Below are 23,183 nucleotides of genomic sequence, written 5' to 3' on the forward strand. Positions count from 1 at the left end.
GTCGAGTCTCGAATGCGCCTGATCAAATCCAACACCTCGATCGACTTCATCAGCTACGGCAAGTACGCCATCGTTTTTTCGGCGTTGCTGATTCTGGTGTCGTTCGTATCGTTCTCGATGGAAAAACTCTCGTTCGGCGTGGATTTCACCGGCGGCGTAGTGATCGAGGTCGGTTATCCGCAGGCGGTGGGCCTCGATGAGGTTCGCGGCGCGCTCGACGACGGTGGCTATCCGGGCGCCACGGTCCAGCATTTCGGTTCATCCGATGCGGTCATGATCCGCCTGGCCAGCGAAGAGGGCGCGGATAGCTCGGATGTGAGCACCCGCGTCATGCAATCGCTACAGGCCGAAAACAGCGCGGCGGAGCTACGACGGGTGGAATTCGTCGGCCCGCAGGTCGGCGACGAACTGATCAACAAGGGCGGCCTGGCGCTGCTGTATACGGTGATCGCGATTCTCATCTACGTGATCGTGCGTTTCCACTGGAAACTGGCCGCTGGGGCGGTTGCGGCCCTGGTGCACGACGTGCTGATCACGCTGGGCGTGTTTTCGCTGTTCCATCTGGATTTCGATCTCACCGTGCTGGCTGCGCTGCTCGCGGTTATCGGCTACTCGCTCAACGACACGATCGTCGTGTTCGATCGTATTCGCGAGAACTTCCGGCGCATGCGCAAGGCCACACCCGTGGAAGTGGTCAATGCCTCCATCAACCAGACCCTGTCGCGTACGTTGATGACCTCCGGCACGACCATCCTGACCCTGCTGGCGCTGTTCTTCCTTGGCGGCGAGGTTATCCACGGCTTCGCCACCGCGCTGCTGATCGGCATCTTCATCGGTACCTATTCCTCGATCTTCGTGGCCAGCGCGCTCGCCCTGCGGCTCAAGATCACCAGCCAGGACCTGTTCCCGCCCAAGGAAGAGGATGCCGAGAAGGCGTCACGCGTCACGCGTTAGTCTCCGGTTACGGGCTCGCCAGCGCTGAATCAACGGCGCGGGTGAATTTTGGCTTGGGGTTTCGCACTGCTGTGCGAGTGACTTTCATTTGCTTGTCCAAATGAAAGTAACCAAAGCAAAAGACGCCCTGGCTTGCGCCGATGCTGCGCATCGGTTCCCTGCGCGGCTCCGGCGCCAAGCGGGCCAGCCGGAAACTCGCTTTGCTCAAACATCCGGCTGACTTATCCGCTTGCCGCCTCCACTGCTCGGCGCTACGCCCAAGGGACCCGAATACAGGCAAGCGTCGCTATCGCTCGCTCAAGGTCACGTCTTTTGTAGGTCGGCTTAGCGAAGCGTAAGCCGACAAGAACGCAGCCACTGCGCCAGCATCAACTACATCGTCGTATGGGCGCCGCGCTACGGGCTAGCCGCCTGTATTCGCACCCCGTGTGGAGCGAACGAGAAGCACAGGGCCGAAGGGTTTCCGGCGCACCGCGCCGGGGCGGCAAGGTGTTTGAGGGCGGTCAAAGCCGCCCGAGTTTTTGCCGCGCCCTTCGGCCTGAGCATCGCAGTGGTTCAGCGCGTAGCGCCGACGCGTAACCTGGGCGTCTTTTCCTTTGCTTCCTTTCGTTTGGACGAGCAAACGAAAGGGAGTCGCACAGCAGTGCGAAACCTCGGTTTCGATGAACTCGTGAGTGCCCAGCGACTCGTGGCTCGGACCGTTAGATTTACGGCTTTACGCCCGATGTACATTTCGCCACGAGTTGCCGTAAACCGCTGCCTCCCCAATCGAAACACGTCCTGAATACGCGTGTAGCTCATCGTGACGAAAATGGATATAGAGGTCTTTCAGCCGGGCAAAGAGCACCAGTCGGCGTTCCTGGCTGCTGTCCGGCGCAGCCAACCCGGCCTGAAGCGCTGGGTTTCGCCGCCCGACACGCCAGAGAAATACGCGAAGTACCTGGAGCGCTACGCAGGCGACACGCATCGCAGTTATCTGGCCATGGCCAGCAACGGCACGCTGGTGGGCTGTATCAACCTGAACGAAATTGTGCGCGGCGCATTGCAATCTGCGTACCTTGGGTACTACGCATTCAGCCCGAACGAAGGCAAGGGTCTTATGAAAAACGCCTTGGCCGTCGTGGTGTCGCGCAGCTTTGGCCTCCACGCACTGCATCGACTGGAGGCCAACATCCAACCCGCCAACGAGCGCTCTGTTGGTCTGGTCAAGTCACTGGGTTTTCGATTGGAAGGCTATTCGCCGCGCTATCTGAAGATCGACGGCGAGTGGCGCGACCACGAGCGCTATGCGATTACGTCGGAAGAGTGGTCCTAGAATGGCGGCGCGTCCCGAGAACATATGCAGCCTGGATCGGGATTCTGGCCGCGGCGATATCGCGCAGCGACCGCGGGGAACTATTTGATGACGGTTTGCCGCGGAAACGAACCCACGCAGCGCTTGATTCACTCGCCGTCTTCGAAATCCTTGATATAGGCAGGCAATTCGTCGGCCCGATGCGCATCCCCGTAACGCCGATCGTCCGGATAATACTCGGCCCAGCGCTGGACTTCGCCGGCCGTGCGTTCGCCAGCGATGTCGGCGATGAAGGCCAGCGTCATATCCATACCGGCTGATACGCCTGCGGAGGTCCAGATGTGTCCTGCGTGGGTGAACCGTGTTTCCTGAACCGCCACGTCCCCGAGCGCGCGCAGGCGATCGAGCGATGCCCAATGCGTGGTTGCGGGTTGGCCGGTGAGCACGCCGGCCCGGTGGAGCAGGAAGGCGCCGGTACACACCGACAGCAGCGCCTGGCATTGGCTCGCACATTCGCTGATGAAGGCGATGGTTTCGGCTTCGTCGACCACCCGACGTGTGCCGCGTCCGCCGGGCACCAGCAGTACGTCGAGCGCCGGGCAATCTGCGAAGCCGACGTCGGCTGTGAGCGTCAGACCCTTGGCGCAACGAACCGGGCCGGGTTGGGCGGCCACGAGCAGACGTTCGCCCGGGCCGTCGAAGTACTCGGCCCATACGCCCACGAGTTCCCACGGGCCGAGCAGGTCCAGTTCTTCCACGCCATCGAAGATAAGAAAGCCGAAACGCATGGCCCGCCTCGTGTGGTTCAACGACGTTCGATCATGCGCTCGTCGAGACTATCGAGCTAGCTGCCACCCTGCGGGGTGCGTTCGATCTTTTCGATCAGCTGCGGATAGAGCTTGGGATTGGCGGCGATCACATTGCCCGTTTTGAGTGGGTCCTGATCCTTGATATCACCGGCAATACCGCCCGCGCCGCGTACCAGCAGCAGACCCGCGGCCATGTCCCATGGGGCAAGGCCCATTTCCCAGAAGCCATCCAGGCGCCCGGCGGCGACATAGGCCAGATCGAGTGCCGCGGAGCCGGCGCGGCGAATATCCGCGCTCGACGACAGCAGTCGGTTGAACACGGGCATGTGGGTGGCGATGTCCTGCTTCTTGCGATAGGCAAAACCGGTGGCCAGCAGCGCCTGGCGCAGGCGCGTGGTGCGGGTCACGCGAATACGCTTGCCGTCCAGGCTGGCGCCGGCGCCGCGATCGGCGGTGAACAACTCGTCCTTGACCGGATCGTAGACCACGGCATGTTCGATCACGCCGTTGATCTGACAGGCGATCGAGACACAGAAATGCGGAATGCCGGCAATGAAATTGGCCGTGCCGTCGATCGGGTCGATGATCCAGACCGTATCCGACTCGCCGCTTTCGCCGGACTCCTCGGCCATGAAGGCATGGTCCGGATAGACACGGCTGATGGTGTCGATGATCGCGTTTTCGGCGCGCTGATCGGCTTCGGTCACGAAATCGTTGCGACCGCTCTTGGCGGTAACCTCGCCGGTATCGCCGCGCCGGTAGTACTCCAGAATCACGCCACCGGCCCGGCGGGCGGCGGTGACGGCGATGTTGGTCAACGGTTGCATCGAAAAATCCTTGATCGAACCCGGCGCGCGTAGACGCGGGCGAGTCATGAAAAGCCGGGTAGCGTACCATCTGCACGCCGTATTGATACGAGAGTCGAACATGAGCGAGCCGGCTGCCCCGGACGAAACCGCGGTATTTGACGAATCCCGCCTGGCGCGTCTGCGTATCGTGCTCGTAGGGGCTCAGCATCCCGGCAATATCGGTGCGGCCGCGCGGGCGATGAAAGTCATGGGTCTACATGACCTTGCGCTGGTGGCCCCCGAACGCTATCCCGACCCCGAGGCGCAGGCGCGTGCGTCGGGCGCGGACGACGTGCTCGAGGCCGCGCGTGTGTACGACACGCTGGAACAGGCCATCGGCGACTGTACGCTGGCGATCGGCGCGAGCGCGCGTCGGCGCCATATGCACTGGCCGCTCGTGGATGCGCGCCGCGCGGCGGTGAAAGCCATCGAACTCGCGCGGGATCAGAACGTGGCGCTGGTATTCGGACGTGAGCGCAGCGGGCTGGAAAACGCGGAGCTGGATCTGTGCCAGCTGCACCTGCAGGTGCCCACCAATCCCGCCTATCGCTCGCTCAATCTCGCGGCGGCGGTACAGGTAGTGGCCTACGAACTGCGCATGGCCGCCGGCGACACCCCCGAGGCCGAGCCCGCGCACGAACCGGTCACCACTGCGGATATGGAAGGCCTGTACGGCCACTGGCAGGAGGTACTCGGGGCCAGCGGTTTTCTGGATACCGACAATCCGGGGCATCTCATGCGCCGGCTGCGGCGGCTGTTCAATCGGGCCGCGCCGGATCGTATCGAGGTCAATATCCTGCGCGGTGCACTGCGTTCGCTGGACCCGCGTCGACAACCGCTGCGCGGGGCCGTGCGTAACAACAACGAGTCAACCGACGAGCGGGGACTTGATCCTTAGCGGATAAACCCGAAATAGTGCATATCGCAGGAACAATGCCCGACCGGCACGAGGATATCGGCATGCACCCACATCGACCCATCGACGGGCGCTTCGAGGCGCGGAGCATCTCATGATCTCGCGCATGCGTGAGGACATCCACACCATTTTCGAGCGCGATCCGGCTGCGCGCAGCGTCTGGGAAGTGATTTTTTCATACCCGGGCCTGCACGCCCTGTGGTGGCATCGCGTGGCGCACTGGTGCTGGACCCACCGGCTGACCTGGCTGGGGCGCTTTGTGTCGCATATCTCGCGCTGGCTGACCGGCATCGAGATTCACCCCGGCGTGACCATTGGCCGGCGGTTTTTCATCGACCACGGCTTTGGCGTGGTCATCGGCGAAACCACGGTCATCGGCGACGATGTCACCCTCTATCAGGGGGTGACCTTGGGCGGGACCAGCTGGAACCCCGGCAAGCGCCATCCCACGCTGGAAAACGACGTGGTGGTCGGCGCCGGGGCGAAGGTGCTGGGCCCGTTCACCGTGGGCAGCGGGGCACGCATCGGCTCGAATGCCGTGGTGGTCAAGGAAGTACCGCCCGGCTGCACTGCCGTGGGTGTGCCGGCGAAACTGGTCAAGTGCAAGAACGCCACGCCCGCCGACCGGCGCCGCGAGACGGCGGATCGAATCGGCTTTTCCACCTACGGCGTATCCCAGGATATGCCGGACCCGGTGGCCACGGGCATCGATGCCATGCTCGACCATATCGATTCGCTCGAACGCCGCCAGGACGAACTGGAAGCGCTGACCAAGCGCTTGTCCGAACAGCTGGCCGAATCCCAGGCCGATAAGGCCTGACCAGCGGCGCGCTGGATGACGGCGCGCACGAGCTTCGTTATGACGATCTATTTCGACCACAACGCGACCACGCCGCTACACCCCGAGGTATTCGAGGCAATGCGGCCGTGGCTGACCGAGCGCCACGGCAATGCCTCATCACTGCATCGGGCCGGGCGCGAAGCGCGGGCGGCCGTCGACGCTGCCCGTGCGCAGGTAGCCGAGTGCGTGAACGCGCATCCGTCGCAGGTGATTTTCACCGCGGGCGGCACCGAGGCCGACAACATGGCGCTCAAGGGCGTCGCGGCGGCCCGCAAGCCCGCCCGCATGCTTATTTCGCCGATCGAACATCCGGCGATTACCGATGCCGCCGAGTCGCTCGAACTTAGCGGATGGCAGATTGATCGCATTGCGGTCGACGACCAGGGCCGTATCGATATCGTCGATCTCGAGCGCCAGCTCGACGCCGGCGACGTGGCGCTGGTGTCGATCATGGTTGCCAACAATGAAACCGGCGTGCTTCAGGATATGACCGCGATCGCCGCCGTCGTGCGCGCCGCGGGCGTTTGGCTGCATACCGATGCCGTCCAGGCGATGGGCAAGCTGGATTTCGATTTCCAAGCCAGCGGCGCGCACTGCGCCAGCCTGTCATCACACAAGATTCAGGGCCCGCAGGGCGTGGGCGCGCTGATTGTCGATAAACATATGGATATGGCGCCGCTCGTGCATGGCGGCGGCCACGAGCAGGGGCTGCGTTCGGGTAGCTACAACGTAGCGGGCATTGTCGGCTTCGGCGCGGCCGCGGCACGCCTTAAGGCCCACCGCGCCGGCGAAATCGCGCATATGCGCGAACTGCGCGATCAGCTGGAAATCGGGCTCGATGCCATGCCGGGTATTACCCGATTCTCGGCCGCGGCCGATCGGCTGCCCAATACCAGCCAGTTCGCGGTGGCCGGCTACGACGGTGAAGGCCTGCTCATGCTCCTCGATCGCGAGGGCATCGCCGTATCCTCCGGGTCGGCCTGTGCTGCCGGCACCGGCGAGCCGAGCCCGGTGCTGCTGGCGATGGGTATCGAGCCGGAGGTCGCACGCGGTGCGATCCGGGTCAGTCTCGGGCCCCAGAATACGCTGGAAGACATTCAGCAGTTTTTGCTTGTCCTGGGCCGTCTGTCCGACGGAGGCGGCGTGATGCCGGGCAATATCAGCGCCTCTGTCTTGGGATGAACGCGTCAGGCGAAGCGATCTATCTCGACTATGCGGCAACGGCGCCGCTGGCGCCGGGCGTAATCGAGGCCATGCAGCATGCGCTGTTGCACGCCGATGCCAATCCCGCCTCGCCCCACGGGCCGGGCCGTGTCGCCGCGCAGTGCATCGAAACCGCCGCGAACCAGCTCGCCGCGTTGATCAACGCCCGTCCCAAGGATCTGGTCTGGACTTCGGGGGCGACCGAGTCGATCAACCTCGCGCTCAAGGGAGTTAGCGCCTTCGCCGGCGCACCGGCGCATATCGTGAGCGTGGTCACCGAACACAGCGCCACACTCGATACGCTGGCCTGGCTGGAAAAGCAGGGCACACGGGTTACACGGCTTGCGGTCGATGCCGAGGGACGTATCGATCTCGATGCGCTGGCCAGCGCGCTCGACGATGCGGCGACCCTGGTTTCGGTCATGCATGTGAACAACGAAACCGGCGTGATTCAGGATATCGCCGCCATCGGCTCACTGTGTGCCGAGCGAGGCGTGTACCTGCATGTCGATGCCGCCCAGAGTCTGGGTCGGCTTGAGATCGACGTTGCGGCGATGTCTATCGACCTGCTGTCGCTGTCGGCTCACAAGATCGGCGGGCCGAAAGGTGTCGGTGCGCTGTATGTGCGTCCGCGCACCGGACTCGCTGCGCAGCTGCATGGCGGCGGCCATCAGCGCGGGCTGCGTTCCGGTACGTTGGCCACGCACCAGATCGCCGGCTTTGGCGCGGCGGCCGCCCATGTCGCGGCAACGCGCCGCCCGGAACAGCAACGCCTGGGCGAACTGCGCGATCGGCTATGGGACGCGCTTGCCGAACTCGATAGCGTGGTACGCAATGGCGCGCCTGCCTATACCGCCGCCCCGTTTCTGAATGTGAGCGTGGCCGGTATCCACGGCGACGCGCTCTTGCTGGGCCTGACCGAGGGCACGCCCGCGCTGGCGATTTCCTCGGGCGCGGCCTGTAGCGCCGCCAAGGGCCAGTCGTCCTACGTCTTGCGGGCGATGGGCCGCACGCCGCGCGAGGCGGGCGCGAGTATCCGCTTTTCGCTGGGCGGGGCGACCACGCCCGAACAGATCGATCAGGCCGCGCGGCGTTTTATCGACGAGGTGACGCGTCTGCGCGCGATCGCGGAGGCCGCATGAGCGCTACGCCAACGCCTGCCTGGCAGGCGCGGTTTCTCGCGCCGCGACACGCGCTTGCCGATTGTGTCATTATGCAATGGCAAGGTATGGGTCGCGCGGATACGCCCGGCGCCGATGCGCGCTGTGCCATCTACCTCGCGGTCGATGGCCAGGCCTCAGCCGCGCGTATCGCCACGGCCGCGTTTGCCGTATTCGGCCCGCCGGTGGCAATTGCCAGTGCGGACTGGCTCTGCGAGCAGCTCACCGGGCGCACGATCGCGCAGGCGCGTTGCCTGGACGGGCGCGATCTGGAACAGGCGCTGGGGCTGGCCCCGGCCGAGCGCTACGCCGCGCTGCTGGTGCTCGATGCACTGGCCGATGCGTTGCGTGCACTGGAATAACGCTTCGTTTATCTGGGATGATGACGCCATGAGTGAAACGCTAGTCGAACCCGAGCAGATAACCCTGACCGCGGCTGCGGCCGAACGGATCAAAAGCCAGCTCGCCAAGCGTGGCAGTGGCCTCGGCTTGCGGGTGGGTGTACGCAAGTCCGGTTGTAGCGGGTATATGTACACCATGGACTATGCCGACGATATTGGCGCCGAGGACGAGGTCTTCGAAGCCCATGGCGCCAAGGTGGTAGTCGATCGCAAGCATATGCCGGTCTTGCAGGGCACCACGCTGGATTTTCGCTCGGAAGGACTTAACCGCATGTTCCGGTTCGAAAATCCCCATGCCAAGAACGCCTGCGGCTGCGGCGAGTCGTTTACCGTCTAGTCGTGCGCTGCGGCGCGCGCCTGACAAGCCGCGCTTCGAAACGCTACAATGGGAGGTTAGCTATCGCGCCAGCCTGTTGCTGGTGTGAATCAATCTTCTACGCGATTTCGAAGTTTTTAATTGGGAGACCCCATGGCCGTTGAGCGCACCCTGTCCATCATCAAGCCCGATGCCGTTGCCAAGAACGTGATCGGCGAGATTCTTTCTCGCTTCGAAAAAGCGGATCTGCGCATCATCGGCGCGCGCATGGTTCAGCTGTCCCGCGAGGACGCGGAAAAGTTCTATGCCGTGCACTCGGAGCGTGGCTTTTTCAACGACCTGGTGTCGTTCATGATTTCCGGCCCGGTCATGGTGCAGGTGCTGGAAGGCGAAAACGCCATCGCCAAGAACCGCGACCTGATGGGCGCGACCAACCCCAAGGAAGCCGAAGCCGGCACCATCCGTGGCGACTTTGCCGATTCCATCGACGCCAACGCCGTGCACGGCTCGGACGCGCCGGAAACCGCCGAGCAGGAAATCGCTTTCTTCTTCGGGCAGGACGGCCTCTGCCCGCGCTAGTTCGCAACCGCGCTATTCGCTCATGAGTACGATCGTCAGCGACACCACCGACACTGCCACAACGCCGGCGAAAACCGCGCGCGTGAACCTGTTCGGCCTGGATCGCGAGGCCATGTCGGCCTTTTTTCGTGAACATGGCGAATCGGCGTTTCGGGCCAAGCAGGTCATGCAGTGGATCTATGCCCGCGGCGTGACCGATTTCTCGGCGATGACGGATTTGTCCAAGGCGCTGCGTGAGCGTCTGCCCGACATCGCCGAGATTCGTCCGCCGGCCAAGATCCGCGAACAGAAAGCCAGCGATGGCACCCGCAAGTGGCTGCTCGCAGTCACCGAGGATCTGGATCCGGACAACGCCATCGAGGCGGTGTACATCCCGGAAGCTGATCGGGCGACGCTGTGTATCTCGTCGCAAATCGGCTGTGCGCTGGATTGTTCCTTCTGTGCCACCGGCAAGCAGGGGCTCAATCGCAACCTGACCACCGCCGAGATCGTCGGCCAGGTCTGGATGGCCGAGCACGATCTGCGCGCCCAGGGGCTGGTCCACGGCGAACGGGCGTTATCCAATATCGTGTTCATGGGCATGGGTGAGCCGCTGGCCAACTACCGTGCGGTGGTGCCGGCGATTCGTATCCTGCTCGACGATTACGGCTTTGGCCTGTCGAAACGACGGGTTACGGTCTCGACTTCGGGTATGGTGCCGTTCATGGATCGTCTGCGTGAAGAAGTCGACGTGGCCCTGGCGGTATCGCTGCATGCGCCCACCGACGAACTGCGCGACGAACTCGTGCCGATCAATCGCAAGTACCCACTGGCCGAGCTCATGGGTGCCTGCGATCGCTATGTGCAGGACAAGCAGCGCCGGGCGCACGTGGTTTATGAATACGTACTGCTCAACGGCGTGAACGACAACCCCGAACAGGCGCGTGCGCTGGTACGCCTGTTGGCGGATCGGCCGGCCAAGATCAACCTGATTCCGTTCAATGCCTTCGATGGCAGCGGCTATACTCGGCCCGACGAGGCTCGAATTCGCCGTTTTCAGGACATGTTGCACAATAAGGGTCTGCGTACCACGGTCCGACGCACCCGCGGCGACGATATCGACGCCGCCTGCGGTCAGCTGGTGGGCCGCGTACGCAGCAAGCAGAAACGCCATTTTCGTGACGTGCCGATCCGGGTCGAGAGCAAGCGGGCGACACCGGTATGAGCAGGCTGCGTTGGGGAGCGGTCGTCGTGCTCCTGTCCATGCTCATCGCGCTGGCTGGCTGTGCCGGTGGCGCCAACGCAGTGGACAATCAGCGCGCGGCCGAGGCCAACGCCAATCTCGGTGCCGATTTCCTGCGCAAGCAGGATAACGAAAACGCCTTGTCGCGTTTTCAGCGCGCACTCAAGTATGACAGTAGCAACACCACGGCGAACTGGGGCATGGCCGTGGTCAATGATCGCCTCGGTGAGACCGGGGATGCGCGTCGCTACTACGAAAAGACGCTGGCGCTACAACCCAACGCGGCGATCTATAACAGTTATGCTGCGTTTCTGTGCAAGGAGGGTGACGTCGACCGCGCGGTGCGCTATTTCGAACGCGCCGCCGGCAACGAACGCTACCCCGGCCGGGCGGATGCCATGGCTAACGCCGGGCTGTGCCTGCACCGTGCGGGCCGTGCCGAGGCCGCCGAACAGCATTATCGCCAGGCGCTGGCGCTGGATCCCGATCAACTGACCGCGCTGACCGGCATGGCCCGGCTGATGTTCGAACAGGGCGACTTTTTACGTGCCCGCGCGTTCAATGAGCGCGCCGATTCCGTGGCCCAGCTCGATGCCGAGCAGCTGTTGCTGGCCGCACGCATCGAACTCGCCCTGGGCGATCGTGACGCTGCTGCGGTCTATGTCGAGCGCCATAACGCCCGCGACCCGAGTGCGACGTTGTCGCTGCGCCAACTGGAGCAATCGCGCTGATGAACGAATCGACAGAGTCTTCCGAAGAACGCATTGGCGAACGCGCCGGTCGTAGCCGTTCGGACATGCAGTCGCCGGGCGGAATGCTGCGCGAAGCGCGTCTCGCCCACGACTGGTCCGTCGAGGATCTGTGCGCAGAGACGAAGCTTTCCGAGAAGGCCGTCCATGCACTGGAAAACAACCAGTTCGACGAGCTCTCGCAGCCCATTTTCGCTGGCGGGTACTATCGCCAGTGCGCCAAGGTGCTGGATATCGACACCGAGCGCATGATGGCTGCCTATGCTGCCTGGGGTGGCAAGAAGACATCCTCGCCCACGGCTCAGCCGGCGGCGGTGGAAGTCGTGCCCCAGGACGTGACGCCGCCCAACTGGCGCGCGTTCGGTGCGATCGGTCTGGTCGTGCTGCTGGCGGTGATCGGCGCGATCTTCATCTTCATGCCTGATGCCGAAATGCCCGACGAAAACGGCGCGGCCAGCGGCAGCGGTACCGCCGGCATTTCCGAAGGCGGCGAACGGCCCACTATCGGCAGCGGCAACAGCAGCGCCACCGGCGGTGGGGTGAGCTCGACGCGCAGTTCGCGCGATTCGGGCACCAGCTTGCGGGTTTCGCCCGGGCCGGGCAGCAGTGGTTCGAGCAATCGCGCCAGCGGTCAGAGCGGCGCGGCCGCCGCCGGGGCGAGCACGGGCCAGCGCATGGGCGGACGTAACGTCAATGACACGCTCGGCATCGACCGCGAGGCCGAGCGGCGCCAGCGCGAACAGGCCGCGGCGCCCGAGCCGCAGGTGGCCGCCAATCATCTGGTGGTGACCTTTACCGATCGCTCCTGGGTTGATATCCGCGATGCCAATGGCTCGCGTTTGCTCACCGGCATCTACGACGCCGGCGACAGCCGCGAATTCGATGGCCAGGCGCCGTACCGGATCACGCTCGGTTATGCGCCGGGGGTCTCCATGACCATCGGCGGCGAGGATGTCGATATCAAGTCGCAGACCACCAGTAACAGCACCGCCCGACTGACCGTCGAAGCCCGCGACAGCTAAGAAGTTCGTTCGATTCATGAGCCAGCGTATCCAGTCCATCCGTGGGATGAACGACATCCTCCCGGCCGACAATGCCGCCTGGGCCACGCTCGAGCGGGTCGCCGCGCGTGTGTTCGCCGGCTACGGCTATGAACAGATCCGCCTGCCGATCATGGAGCGTACGGGTCTGTTCAAGCGCGCGGTCGGCGAAGTCACCGATATCGTCGAAAAAGAGATGTATACCTTCGAGGACCGCGGCGGCGAGTCGTTGTCGTTGCGTCCGGAAGGCACGGCGGGTGCTGTGCGTGCCGGTATCGAGCACGGGCTGCTGCACAACGCCACACAACGGCTGTGGTACACCGGGCCGATGTTTCGCTACGAGCGCCCGCAAAAGGGGCGCTATCGCCAGTTCCACCAGTTCGGTGTCGAGGCCTTCGGCCAGACCGGCCCGGACGTGGATATCGAACAGATCGCCATGGCCGCACGCTTGTTCGCGGCTTTGGGCGTGACCGGGATGCGCCTGGAAATCAACACCCTTGGTACGCCCGACGAGCGCGCCGATTATCGTGATGCGCTGCATGCCTATTTCAGCGCCCACTTCGATACGCTCGACGAAGACAGCAAGCGCCGCCTGGATCGCAACCCGTTGCGTATTCTCGATACCAAGAACCCGGCCATGGCCGATCTGGTGGCCAATGCGCCCACGCTGCGCGAATATCTGGGCGCCGAGTCGGCCGAGCATTTTGATGGACTGTGCCAGGGCCTGGAAGCGCTCGGCATCGAGTACACCATCAACCCGCGGCTGGTACGCGGGCTGGATTACTACACCCGTACCGTGTTCGAGTGGATCACCCCCGATCTGGGCGCGCAGGATGCGGTCTGCTCGGGCGGGCGTTTCGACGGTCTGGTCGAACAGCTGGGCGGCAGTGCCACGCCGGCCATGGGCTTTGCCCTCGGGGTGGAACGTCTGATCGCGCTCATGCTCGATCAGAACGTGGCGCTGGACGATCTCAAGCCGCAGGTCTATCTCATTCACACCGGCGAAACGAGCGCGGCGCGGGTGCCGGCATTGGCTGAGGCGCTCCGTGATGCGCTGCCCGATCTGCGCCTGCGTGTGCATGCCGGCGGCGGCAGCATGAAGTCGCAGTTCAAGCGCGCCGACAAGAGCGGGGCTCAGCTGGCGCTGATTTTCGGCGACGATGAAGCCGCCGCCGACGAAATCCAGATCAAGCCGCTCACCGATGCCCGTGAACAGGAACGCGTGGCCATCGATGGCGCGGCCGCGCGGATTGCCGCGCTGCTCGCGGGCTAGCCGGGAACGACACGGGCGATCCGGAGTCTGTAGTTTTTCGTGTTCTTCGACCAATAACAAAGCAAAGCGCAACGCATGTCCGAATTCGACAACGACGAGATGAACGGCCTCAAACGCTTCTGGGAGAGCAACGGCTCGGCGCTGATGATCGGGGTGGTGCTCGGCCTGGCGGTGATCGTTGGCTGGCAGGGCTGGCAGTGGTATCAGCAGCGCCAGGCCACCCAGGCCGCCGATGTCTATCAGCAGGTCGAACAAGGCCTGGCTGGCGATAGTGTCGACGACAGCACGCTCGACGCCGTGGCACGGCTTAAAGCCGATTATGCCGGTACACCCTATGCCGCCGACGCGGCCTTGCGCCTGGCCGGCATCTACGTCGAGCAGCAGGACTACGATAAGGCCCGCGAACAGCTGGGCTGGGCCAGCGAAAATGCCGCCAACGAAGGCGTGGCGCATATCGCGCGGGTGCGCATGGCGCGCCTGCTATGGACCCAGGACAAGCCCGACGATGCCCTGGCACTGCTCGATCAAGCGCATCCGGATGCGTTCAACGCGCTTTATGCCGAAGCACGCGGCGATATTCTGGCTGCCCGCGGTGATCGCGAAGGCGCCTACAAGGCGTATCAGATCGCGCTCGAAAGCCTGCCGGCAGATATCGCCAGCCGTGCGCTCGAAACCAAGATTGCCGACAACGCGCCGGCCGATGCCGCCGACGCGCCGACCGACTCGAACAGCGCTTCATCATGAAACAACGACACAACCGTTTCTTTCGTAGCACGGGGGCCGCGATTGTGCTGGCCGCCAGCAGCGCGGTGCTTACCGCCTGTGGTGGGTCCGCCAATGTGGCAGAGCCGACGCCGCTGACCACGCTCGAGGCGCCGGCCTATCGCATGGACACGCTCTGGAAGACCGATGCGGGCGAGGGCGCGGGCGATTATGTCAGCGGTTTCGTGCCGGTCGTCGATGGCGATCGGGTCTATGTGGGCAACCAGGACGGCTACGTCATGGCCCTGGATCTGGCCACCGGGCGCAAGATCTGGCGCTCGCGTACCGGCGACCGTCTGATCTCCGGGCCGTCGCTGGCCCGCGGTCTGTTGTTGCTGGGCTCGCGCGACGGCCAGGTGGTCGCGTTGTCGGCGGCTACCGGTGAACGCGAATGGACGGCCTCGCTGGATAGCGAAATCCTGTCTGCCCCGGCCGCCAACGACCAGGTGGCGATCGTGCGTACGCTCGACGGACGCCTGATCGCCCTCGACATGGCCAATGGCCAGCGTCGCTGGACGATCGAGCGCAACGTGCCCACGCTGACCCTGCGCGGTACTTCCTCGCCCGTGTTGGTGGGCGATACCGTGTATGCCGGTCTGGACAACGGCAACGTGATCGCACTGGATGTCGCCACGGGCGAAGAGCGTTGGTCGCAGACGGTGGCGTTCCCCAGCGGTCGCTCCGAGCTGGAGCGCATCGTCGATATCGATGCCAATCCGCTGGTGGTCGATAACGAACTCTATGCGGTGAGCGCCGGCGGGCAGCTGGCGTCGCTGTCGACCACCTCGGGTCGTGTGCGCTGGCGCCATGAAGTGGCCTCCGAAGATGCGCTGGCCCTGGATGAACGCAATATCTATACCGTCGACCGCGACAGCGTGGTCTGGGCAATCAATCGTCTGACCGGCGGCGAGCGCTGGCAGCAGGACGGGCTCAAGTATCGCAAGCTCAGCGGCCCGGCGCTGCTGGCCGGTGACCTGGTGGTCGGCGACTACGATGGCTATGTGCACTGGCTGTCGTCGGATGACGGCCGCGTGATTGCGCGCGGACGCCCCTTCGATGAGCCGATTCGTTCGCAGCCGCTGGTGGTGGGCGATCGCGTGCTCGTGGTGGGCGCCTACGGCGAAGTCGCCTTGCTTTCCTTTACGCCCCGCGACGAGCGCTAGTCATCGCTACCGACGAACCCGATTTCGAACAGATCAGCGATACACCGACGCCGACGGTGCTGCCGGTGCTTGCGCTGGTCGGCCGGCCCAACGTGGGCAAGTCGACGTTGTTCAATCGGCTCACGCGCAGCCGCGATGCGCTGGTCGCCGATCAGCCGGGCGTGACCCGCGATCGCCACTACGGCTTCGCCAACTATGACGGTCGGCGGTATATCGTGGTGGATACCGGCGGTATCGGCCAGGATGACGAGGATATCGACAGCCAGGCGCTGGCCCAGACCCGCGCCGCGCTCGAAGAGGCGGACGTCGTGCTGTTCGTGGTTGACGCGCGCCAGGGCCTGATGGCCGGCGACGAAACCATTGCCGAACAGTTGCGCCGTATCGATCGGCCCGTGCATGTGGTCGTCAACAAAAGTGAAGGCCAGGTGGGTGCGACCGCGGTGGCCGAATTCCATGCGCTGGCGTTTGGCGACCCGTGGGCGGTGTCGGCCACCCATGGCGATCGCATATCGCTGCTGCTGGCTTATGTATTCGATCATCTGCCGGCACCGCGCGCCCAGGTGCTGCCCCATCATCGCGATGCCATTCGTCTGGCCCTGCTGGGCCGGCCGAATGCGGGCAAGTCGACGCTGGTTAACCGGCTGCTGGGCGAAACGCGCATGCTCACCCAGAACGCGCCGGGCACGACGCGCGATGCCGTGGCCAGCGAGTTCAGCTTCGACGACAAGCCCTATGTGATCGTCGACACCGCCGGTATCCGACGTCGGGCGCGCATCGACGACGATGTAGAGAAAGTCAGTGTGGTCAAGGCCATGCAGGCCATGGAAGCCGCACAGATCGTCATCGTCATGCTCGATGCCGCCAGCGGCCTGTCGACCCAGGATATTCGTTTGTTGAACATGGCGGTCGAGCGCGGCCGGGCGGCGGTGATCGCAGTCAATAAATGGGATGGGCTCGAAGCCAAGCAGCGCGAAAAACTGCACGCCGAATTGGTCAAACGTATCGGTGCTTTCGATTATCTGCCGTTGCTGTTCATCTCTGCACTGCACGGCTCCGGCCTGCGGGATCTGATGGACGCCATCCAGGCCTCGCACAAGGCAGCGTTTGCCGAACTGAGTACGAACGCGCTGTCACGCACGCTCGAAGACGCGGTGGAAACGCATTCGCCGCCGGCGATCCACGGGCGACGCATCAAACTGCGCTATGCCCATCAGGGCGGGCGCAACCCGCCGACAATCGTCATCCACGGCAACCAGACCCAGCGCTTGTCCGACGAATACAAGCGCTATCTCATGCGTCGGTTCCGGGAAAAGTTCGACCTGTTCGGCACGCCGATCCATTTGGTGTTCAAGAACAGCGACAATCCCTACGTACAACGCGGCAGCAAACGCAAACGCTCCTGACGGCGCTTCAAGCGCGCGTGAATCATGTGCGCGACCGGCCCGCGGCAGCACGCCTAGCTATTTCTGCCGACACAAACCAGACAGTAAACCCCGCGTGCATACGGCGCATGCCGCGGCGGGCACGTTTGAGCTAACAGGGCTCTTCGCGCTGCGCAGTTTGGGCACGGTGTGGGCCTGTCGCTGCGTGCAGTCGCGGCCTGCGGATCGACGACAAGCCTCAGTCGAAGGCGCTGTTGATGCGCCTGATGCGTTGGTATAACGCGCGCGGCTGCTAAGACTGCTAAGACTGCTAAGTGCACCAGCACCGCGGGGCGTCGTCTCATCGCACGACGCATTCGAATCGCCCATTCACGCGCGATTCGACCCGCAGATCATTGCCAAAAAAAACCCGCGTCATGCGACGCGGGTTTTTCTGCCAGCCAGGCTGATGCGCTGGCGGCGGTGCGATGACTGCTTCGCTATTTCTTGAGCAAGAAGTCAGCCACCCAGCCTTTACGGTCGTCTTCGAATTTCACGTAACGCCAGCCTTTATCCGCTTTCAGGATTTCAACCGCGTCGCCTTCCTTGGCCTGGAACAGCACCTTGGAATTCGTGCTCGATCCCGCGCGGATATTGACCGTCTTACCGCTGATCGTCGCCGACGGATACTCGGGCGGCGGCGGGGTTTTCGCCTCGGCGGCCGCAGCGCGCTCGGCTTCGGCTGCCGCCTCGGCCTCGGCTTTTGCTTTTGCCTCGGCTTCGGCCTCGGCTTTCGCTTTCGCCGCCGCTTCAGCTCGCTCACTGCAATCGGTGAAGGTGCGCTGGAACCAATTACAGGAGATGGCCGCCGTACTGGCCGTGCTGGCCGTGCTGGCCGTGCTCTGGGCGCGGGCGCCGGAATGCTTGGCCGCGGTTTCGGTGGTATAGGGCTCGGTATGGCCGTCCGAGAACACCAGATGGGGTGTCATCTTCTGGGGCACCACTTCGACCGGCCCGAGGGCGATCCGGCTGTCTTCGGCGCCTGGCAGACTGGTGGGCTTCTTGCCGTCGATATAAAACTGCCAGAGTTCGACCTCCAGCGTATCGCCATTGGGTTTCCAGCCGACGACCAGACCGTCGTTGGTATAGCTGTAGCGCAGGCGCCGGATCTGCATCCAGATCATGGCATCGTCGACATTTTCGAAGCGGCGCTGGCCTTCTTCGAGATCGACCTTGGTAATTCCGTCGGCCGGCGCCCACACGGGGGGCGTGCCTTCGAAATGGATGCCCATGCTGCCGGCAAAGCGTTCTTCGCGCGGCTCGAGCACTACGCCACGGCGATTGCCGCGCCAGGTATAGACACGACGCAGGCCCGGCCCGGCCTCGATCTTGATACGGCCCCAGGGCGCGTCGGCAACGAGTTGCGTGCCGTCGGTGAGCACGATTTCATTCTGTTCGGGCACGGCAGCGCCGCCGTCGGGAATCGGCGGTGGTTCGGGCGTGACAATACGCGGGCCGGCACAGCCGCCCAGTAGCAGCAATGCCGCCGCGAACGCGGCGACGACGGTGGAGCGGCCGCGAATCGCGGCCTGCGAAGGTAGCAGCATAAATCGAGAACCCCTTTATCTAGTGTGTCGGGTTGTGGTGGTCGTACGGCCGGCTTGCGTACCCCTCGCGTCACGCGCCGCCGGCCCTGCGGCATGGCTCAGGGTGCGTGTTCCTCCGAGCCGGTATGGATTTCGCGCACCTCGCAGTCCAGCCGGCCTTTGGCCAGAACCACGTGGATGGCATCGCCCGTGGTGAGTGTATCGGCCGATCGCAGCACATGGTTATGGTCGTCGCGAGCGATAGCATACCCGCGTTCGAGCGTTTGTAACGGGCTGACCGCGTGCAGCCCGCGGGCGGCATTGCGCAGGCGTAAATCCGCCTGTTCGAGCTGTCTTTGCATGGCACGCTGCAGGCGGTTGACACGCGCTTCGTGCGCGCTTTGCAGGTTGGAAAGCTGGCGTTGTGGCGAGGCGCGCTGCAAGCGCTGGGTCAGTGCAACGAGCCGCTCACGCGCCCGCCCCAGGCGCTGGTGCAGGGCGCGCTGCAGCCGCTGGTCGGCCACGTCCAGACGCTGCATCGGCACTTCCAAACGCCGGCGTGGGTGCTGGCGGGCCAGGCGCGCCTGCAGCGTCGCCAGTGTCTGACGCGATTGCGACAGCCGCTGGCTCATGCGGCGCTCGAGCTGCGCGGCCAGGCGCGGCAGTGTCTGTTGCCAGGCGCTCAGATCCGGACAGACAAGCTCGGCCGCAGCCGACGGCGTGGCGGCACGGACATCGGCTGCGAAGTCGGCGATGGTCACATCCACTTCGTGGCCCACACCCGAAATCACCGGAATTCGGCTGGCCACGATCGCGCGGGCGACGTTTTCGTCGTTGAAGGCCCACAGGTCCTCGAGCGAACCGCCGCCGCGCACCAGAAGCAACACGTCGCAATCGGCGCGTGCGCTGGCACGGGTCAGCGCATCAACGATAGCCGGCGGCGCGGCGTCGCCCTGTACCGGCACCGGGTAGACACGTACCGCGCCGAGCGGAAAGCGCCGTGCGATCACGCTCAGCACGTCACGAATCGCCGCCCCGGTGGCGGAGGTGATGACACCGATACGCGCGGGCGTGGCGGGCAGGGCGCGCTTGCGCTCGGCCGCGAACAGCCCTTCGGCATCCAGTTTGGCCTTGAGCTGTTCGAAGGCGCGACGCAGCGCGCCGTCGCCGGCGGGTTCGACATGTTCGACGATGAGCTGATAATCGCCACGCGCCGCATACAGGCTGACACGCGCGCGTACACGCACCAGATCGCCATCGGCCAGCGGCGTACGCATCAGCCGTGCCTTGTTGCGAAACAGCGCTGCGCGTACCTGCGCATCGCCGTCCTTGAGGCTGAAATACATATGCCCCGAGCGCGGGCGCGCGAGATTGGAGATTTCGCCTTCCACCCAGAGCAGGCCGTAGCTGTGTTCGAGCAGTTGACGCACGGAAGCGTTCAGCTCGCTGACGCTGAAAACGATGCGCGAATCGGAGGCTGGGCGGCTCATGAAATATCGTTCATCCCGGTTGGTGCATGGACCGCGCAGGGCGGCGCCAGTTCATTGTGCGCAAGCCAATCGCGCAAAATCGCGGCAGCAGACCTGCGCGGACAGTGCGCCATGCCACTCGGAGCGAAAGCATGGCCCGGCCTGTGCCTAGCGTGTATGAAAGGCGCGGGTCTTGCTTTATAATCCGCGGTCTTTGCGGCGGCGATACGGCTCACGTAAAGCCGCCCACTGCCGGCGAGCCTATGTCCCTGAGAATCAGCGAGCAAGCCCTCACGTTCGACGACGTCCTGCTCCAGCCCGCCTATTCCGACGTTCTGCCGCGCCACGTCGATCTGTCCACGCGTCTGACCCGTACCATCACGCTCAACCTGCCGCTGGTGTCGGCGGCGATGGATACGGTCACCGAGGCAGGTCTGGCGATCGCGCTGGCCCAGGAAGGCGGTATTGGCATCATCCATAAATCGATGCCCCCGGAAGTGCAGGCCCAGCACGTACGAACGGTCAAGAAATACGAATCCGGCGTGATCTCGGACCCGATCACGGTCGGTCCCGATGCCACCATCCGCGAAGTACTCGAACTCACCCGTCGCAGCCGGATTTCCGGCGTGCCGGTGGTCGACGCGGGCGTGCCGGTGGGTATTGTCACCAGCCGGGATCTGCGCTTCGAGACCCGTTTCGATGCGCCGGTCACCAGCGTGATGACGCCCAAGGAAAAACTCGTCACCGTGCGCGAAGGCGCGGGCCGCGAGGAAATCCTCGGGCTGTTCCACCAGCACCGCATCGAGAAGGTGCTCGTGGTCAACGACGACTTCGAGCTGCGCGGCATGATCACGGTCAAGGACATCCAGAAGTCCTCTGACTTTCCTAACGCCTGCAAGGATGCCCAGGGCAGTCTGCGCGTGGGCGCGGCGGTCGGCCCCGGCCCGGAAACGTTCGCCCGCGTTCAGGCGCTGGCCGAAGCCGGCGTGGATGTCGTGGTGGTGGATACTGCCCACGGCCATTCCTCCGGTGTGCTCGATACCGTACGCCAGCTCAAGCAGCGCTTCGGCGATCTGCAGATCATCGGTGGCAATGTGGGCACGGCCGAAGGCGCCAAAGCGCTGGTCGAAGCCGGCGTGGATGCGGTCAAGGTGGGCATCGGCCCGGGTTCGATCTGCACCACGCGTATCGTCGCCGGCATTGGCGTACCGCAGATTTCCGCCGTTGCCAATGTGGCTGCCGCGCTGGAAGGCACTGGCGTACCTCTGATTGCCGATGGCGGTATTCGCTACTCGGGCGATGTCGCCAAGGCGATTGCCGCGGGCGCCTATGCAGTGATGATCGGCGGCATGTTCGCCGGCACCGAAGAAGCGCCGGGCGATATCGAGCTCTACCAAGGCCGCTCGTACAAGGCCTATCGCGGCATGGGCTCGCTGGGCGCGATGAGCGGCGATTCCGGCTCGGCCGACCGTTACTTCCAGGACCCGTCCGAAGAGATCCAGAAGCTCGTGCCCGAAGGCATCGAAGGCCGCGTGCCCTACAAGGGCCCGGTGGGCGGCATCGTCCACCAGCTCATCGGCGGCCTGCGCGCGGCCATGGGCTATACCGGCTGCCACAACATCAGCGAAATGCGCACCCAGCCGAGTTTCGTACAGATCACCGCGGCGGGCGTGAAGGAATCGCACGTCCACGACGTGCATATCGTCAAGGAAGCGCCCAACTACCGCGTGGACTAAATCTGTAAGGCGGTTTCACGCCTGTCGTGAGGCCGCCTTCATGGCGCCATGCATGCAGGCCGGGCAGGCGCCCGGCATGGCCCGGGCCAGATCGGCCTGGTGGCGCAGGATATTCAGCCGGCCCAGCGGTTCGGGCAGATCGCGTAACGCCACGCCCCAGTCGCGATACAGCGTGAAGGCGTTGGTCACGATGCGCTCCGGCGAGTCCCAACCGGCGAACGGCTGGCGCTTGAAGGCGTCGCTTGCAGCCACGGCCTGAGCCGCTTCGAGCGGCGACCGGCCCCGTTGCTTCTCCGCGTACAGCGCGTTCTGAATGAAATCCCAGTAATCGAGTGCCTGCTGCACGTCGGCCCGGCCGGCGATTGCCCCGTGGCCCGGCACGAACACATCGGCCTCGAGTGCCAGCAGGCGTTCGAGGCCGGCCGTCACGTTCGCGATCGGCCCTGCCCAGGCCAGAGGCGTAGCGCCCACGAACAGCACATCGGCGGCATACACCACGCGCTCGTCGGGCACGAATACGGCACAGTCGCCTTCGGTATGGGCCGGGCCGAGTTCGATGAGTTCGAGCGTGACCCCGCTCACCGTGAGCGTATGACGCCCGCTGAACGAGTCGTTGGGGTAGGTCAGCCGTACGTCGGCGAAATCGTAGGGCGCGAACATGCCGCGCATGTAGCGGGAAAACGGCCCCAGGCCGGGCACGAATTCGAGTCCATGGCTGGCTGCGGACAGAGCACGCAAGCTGTTCGGCTTGAGCTCGTCCATCTGGGCGATACAGGCATCGGTGGCGATGATATGGCGGCCTGCCAGCAGCTGATTGCCCCACCAGTGGTCGCCATCGGCATGGCTGTTGATCACGTGCTCAATGGGCGCATCGCGCAGCAGATCCAAAGCGCCGTCGAGCATGGCCTGGGTCGTGAGAACGTCCCAGCAGGTATCGATGAGCACGGTCTGGTTGCCGCAGACCACCAGACCCGTGTTGGTCTCGCCCCAGGAACCGTTCGGCACCATCCAGGCATGGCAATGCGAACCCAGCGCATACAGGCCTTCGCGAAAGGCGGGCGTCTCGCCGAAGCGGGTGCGCTGCCGCGTCGGCCCGGTCAGCCAGCGGGGTGTCTGTTCGCTGTGGCTGGCGTTGGTATTCATGGCGTGCTGCGACCGGGGGCCGCCGCGGCAGGAAAAGCGCGTCGAAACCGCATGGCAACCTTTGCAAAAGAGGCCCTCGGCATCATCAGGCCGAAACAGGCGGGCTTTGTCAAAGCATGGGGAGGGCTCGCCGTGTTAACCGGGCGAGGAGGCAGAGGCCGGGAAGTGAGGATTGGTTGCGCGCTGTCCAGATGGGCGCAGCCGCAGCGATCGAAAAGGTCACCTCGACGCAGGGTAGGCGTTCGAACGACAGGCGGCGTCGGCTTACGGCCTTCGGCCTAAGCCATATAGGCGTCGGCTTACGGCCTCCGGCCTAAGCCATATATGGATCCGCTCCGGTAAGCAACCACGATAATCA

22 protein-coding genes are annotated in these 23,183 nt (G+C 64.3%); 17 read left to right on the forward strand and 5 right to left on the reverse strand.

The window, feature by feature from the left end; genetic code table 11:
- Window positions 1-12: 12 nt before the first annotated feature.
- Both secF and T5B8_RS06645 read left to right on the forward strand, forming a co-directional pair.
- Window positions 13-954 carry a protein translocase subunit SecF gene (secF, locus tag T5B8_RS06640; RefSeq protein WP_353177301.1) on the forward strand — a complete coding sequence of 314 codons (942 nt, stop codon included), beginning with the start codon at window positions 13-15 and terminating at the stop codon, window positions 952-954.
- A gap of 811 nt (window positions 955-1,765) precedes the next feature.
- Window positions 1,766-2,269: a GNAT family N-acetyltransferase gene (locus T5B8_RS06645; protein WP_353177302.1), complete on the forward strand. Its 504-nt coding sequence runs from the start codon at window positions 1,766-1,768 to the stop codon at window positions 2,267-2,269.
- Window positions 2,270-2,397: 128 nt separating this feature from the next.
- On the opposite strand, the gene T5B8_RS06650 is transcribed toward T5B8_RS06645, so the two are convergent.
- Together T5B8_RS06650 and T5B8_RS06655 are read right to left on the reverse strand one after the other, a co-directional pair.
- Window positions 2,398-3,036: a DJ-1/PfpI family protein gene (locus T5B8_RS06650; RefSeq protein ID WP_353177303.1), complete on the reverse strand. Its 639-nt coding sequence runs from the start codon at window positions 3,034-3,036 to the stop codon at window positions 2,398-2,400.
- Between the two features lie 56 nt (window positions 3,037-3,092).
- The gene (locus tag T5B8_RS06655; protein ID WP_502950783.1) at window positions 3,093-3,884 is read right to left on the reverse strand and encodes an inositol monophosphatase family protein; all 792 of its coding nucleotides are present in this window, start codon (window positions 3,882-3,884) and stop codon (window positions 3,093-3,095) included.
- Between the two features lie 100 nt (window positions 3,885-3,984).
- Between T5B8_RS06655 and T5B8_RS06660 the strand changes: the two genes are divergently transcribed.
- From T5B8_RS06660 to der, 14 genes are all read left to right on the forward strand, one after another.
- Complete coding sequence (locus tag T5B8_RS06660; RefSeq protein WP_353177307.1) at window positions 3,985-4,803, forward strand: RNA methyltransferase; 819 nt, start codon at window positions 3,985-3,987, stop codon at window positions 4,801-4,803.
- A gap of 112 nt (window positions 4,804-4,915) precedes the next feature.
- On the forward strand, window positions 4,916-5,641 hold the full coding sequence (cysE, locus tag T5B8_RS06665) for a serine O-acetyltransferase (RefSeq protein ID WP_353177309.1): 726 nt from the start codon (window positions 4,916-4,918) through the stop codon (window positions 5,639-5,641).
- 39 nt (window positions 5,642-5,680) lie between these two features.
- On the forward strand, window positions 5,681-6,844 hold the full coding sequence (locus T5B8_RS06670) for a cysteine desulfurase family protein (RefSeq protein WP_353177311.1): 1,164 nt from the start codon (window positions 5,681-5,683) through the stop codon (window positions 6,842-6,844).
- The gene (locus T5B8_RS06675) at window positions 6,841-8,007 is read left to right on the forward strand and encodes a cysteine desulfurase family protein (RefSeq protein WP_353177312.1); all 1,167 of its coding nucleotides are present in this window, start codon (window positions 6,841-6,843) and stop codon (window positions 8,005-8,007) included. Before T5B8_RS06670 ends, T5B8_RS06675 begins: the two co-directional genes overlap by 4 nt.
- A complete protein-coding gene (locus T5B8_RS06680) occupies window positions 8,004-8,387 on the forward strand; it encodes an iron-sulfur cluster assembly scaffold protein (RefSeq protein WP_353177313.1) in 384 nt (127 codons plus the stop codon). The genes T5B8_RS06675 and T5B8_RS06680 overlap by 4 nt, the downstream gene beginning before the upstream one ends.
- Before the next feature lie 28 nt (window positions 8,388-8,415).
- Window positions 8,416-8,763, forward strand: coding sequence for a HesB/IscA family protein (locus T5B8_RS06685; RefSeq protein ID WP_353177315.1), 348 nt, complete (start codon window positions 8,416-8,418; stop codon window positions 8,761-8,763).
- A gap of 132 nt (window positions 8,764-8,895) precedes the next feature.
- Window positions 8,896-9,321 carry a nucleoside-diphosphate kinase gene (gene ndk, locus T5B8_RS06690; protein WP_353177316.1) on the forward strand — a complete coding sequence of 142 codons (426 nt, stop codon included), beginning with the start codon at window positions 8,896-8,898 and terminating at the stop codon, window positions 9,319-9,321.
- 22 nt (window positions 9,322-9,343) lie between these two features.
- On the forward strand, window positions 9,344-10,525 hold the full coding sequence (gene rlmN / locus T5B8_RS06695) for a dual-specificity RNA methyltransferase RlmN (protein WP_353177318.1): 1,182 nt from the start codon (window positions 9,344-9,346) through the stop codon (window positions 10,523-10,525).
- On the forward strand, window positions 10,522-11,274 hold the full coding sequence (pilW, locus tag T5B8_RS06700; protein WP_353177320.1) for a type IV pilus biogenesis/stability protein PilW: 753 nt from the start codon (window positions 10,522-10,524) through the stop codon (window positions 11,272-11,274). The genes rlmN and pilW overlap by 4 nt, the downstream gene beginning before the upstream one ends.
- On the forward strand, window positions 11,274-12,314 hold the full coding sequence (locus T5B8_RS06705; protein ID WP_353177322.1) for a helix-turn-helix domain-containing protein: 1,041 nt from the start codon (window positions 11,274-11,276) through the stop codon (window positions 12,312-12,314). Before pilW ends, T5B8_RS06705 begins: the two co-directional genes overlap by 1 nt.
- 16 nt (window positions 12,315-12,330) lie before the next feature.
- Window positions 12,331-13,605: a histidine--tRNA ligase gene (gene hisS / locus T5B8_RS06710; protein WP_353177324.1), complete on the forward strand. Its 1,275-nt coding sequence runs from the start codon at window positions 12,331-12,333 to the stop codon at window positions 13,603-13,605.
- Window positions 13,606-13,680: 75 nt separating this feature from the next.
- Window positions 13,681-14,349: a YfgM family protein gene (locus T5B8_RS06715; protein WP_353177326.1), complete on the forward strand. Its 669-nt coding sequence runs from the start codon at window positions 13,681-13,683 to the stop codon at window positions 14,347-14,349.
- Window positions 14,346-15,530, forward strand: coding sequence for an outer membrane protein assembly factor BamB (gene bamB / locus T5B8_RS06720; protein WP_353177328.1), 1,185 nt, complete (start codon window positions 14,346-14,348; stop codon window positions 15,528-15,530). Before T5B8_RS06715 ends, bamB begins: the two co-directional genes overlap by 4 nt.
- A gap of 56 nt (window positions 15,531-15,586) precedes the next feature.
- Window positions 15,587-16,933 (forward strand): ribosome biogenesis GTPase Der, encoded by a 1,347-nt coding sequence (gene der, locus T5B8_RS06725; protein ID WP_353177330.1) that lies wholly within the window; start codon window positions 15,587-15,589, stop codon window positions 16,931-16,933.
- 458 nt (window positions 16,934-17,391) lie between these two features.
- On the opposite strand, the gene T5B8_RS06730 is transcribed toward der, so the two are convergent.
- Window positions 17,392-18,498 carry an SH3 domain-containing protein gene (locus T5B8_RS06730; protein ID WP_353177332.1) on the reverse strand — a complete coding sequence of 369 codons (1,107 nt, stop codon included), beginning with the start codon at window positions 18,496-18,498 and terminating at the stop codon, window positions 17,392-17,394.
- 98 nt (window positions 18,499-18,596) lie between these two features.
- Window positions 18,597-19,967, reverse strand: coding sequence for an exodeoxyribonuclease VII large subunit (gene xseA, locus T5B8_RS06735; RefSeq protein ID WP_353177334.1), 1,371 nt, complete (start codon window positions 19,965-19,967; stop codon window positions 18,597-18,599).
- Between the two features lie 248 nt (window positions 19,968-20,215).
- Here xseA and guaB point away from each other — a divergent pair, with 248 nt between their 5' ends.
- Window positions 20,216-21,682: an IMP dehydrogenase gene (guaB, locus tag T5B8_RS06740; RefSeq protein ID WP_353177342.1), complete on the forward strand. Its 1,467-nt coding sequence runs from the start codon at window positions 20,216-20,218 to the stop codon at window positions 21,680-21,682.
- 15 nt (window positions 21,683-21,697) lie between these two features.
- Here the strand turns inward: guaB and T5B8_RS06745 are convergent, their stop codons facing one another.
- A complete protein-coding gene (locus tag T5B8_RS06745; protein ID WP_353177336.1) occupies window positions 21,698-22,825 on the reverse strand; it encodes an MBL fold metallo-hydrolase in 1,128 nt (375 codons plus the stop codon).
- Between the last annotated feature and the right edge of the window lie 358 nt (window positions 22,826-23,183).

This window comes from Salinisphaera sp. T5B8, from assembly GCF_040361255.1.
Taxonomy (GTDB): domain Bacteria; phylum Pseudomonadota; class Gammaproteobacteria; order Nevskiales; family Salinisphaeraceae; genus Salinisphaera.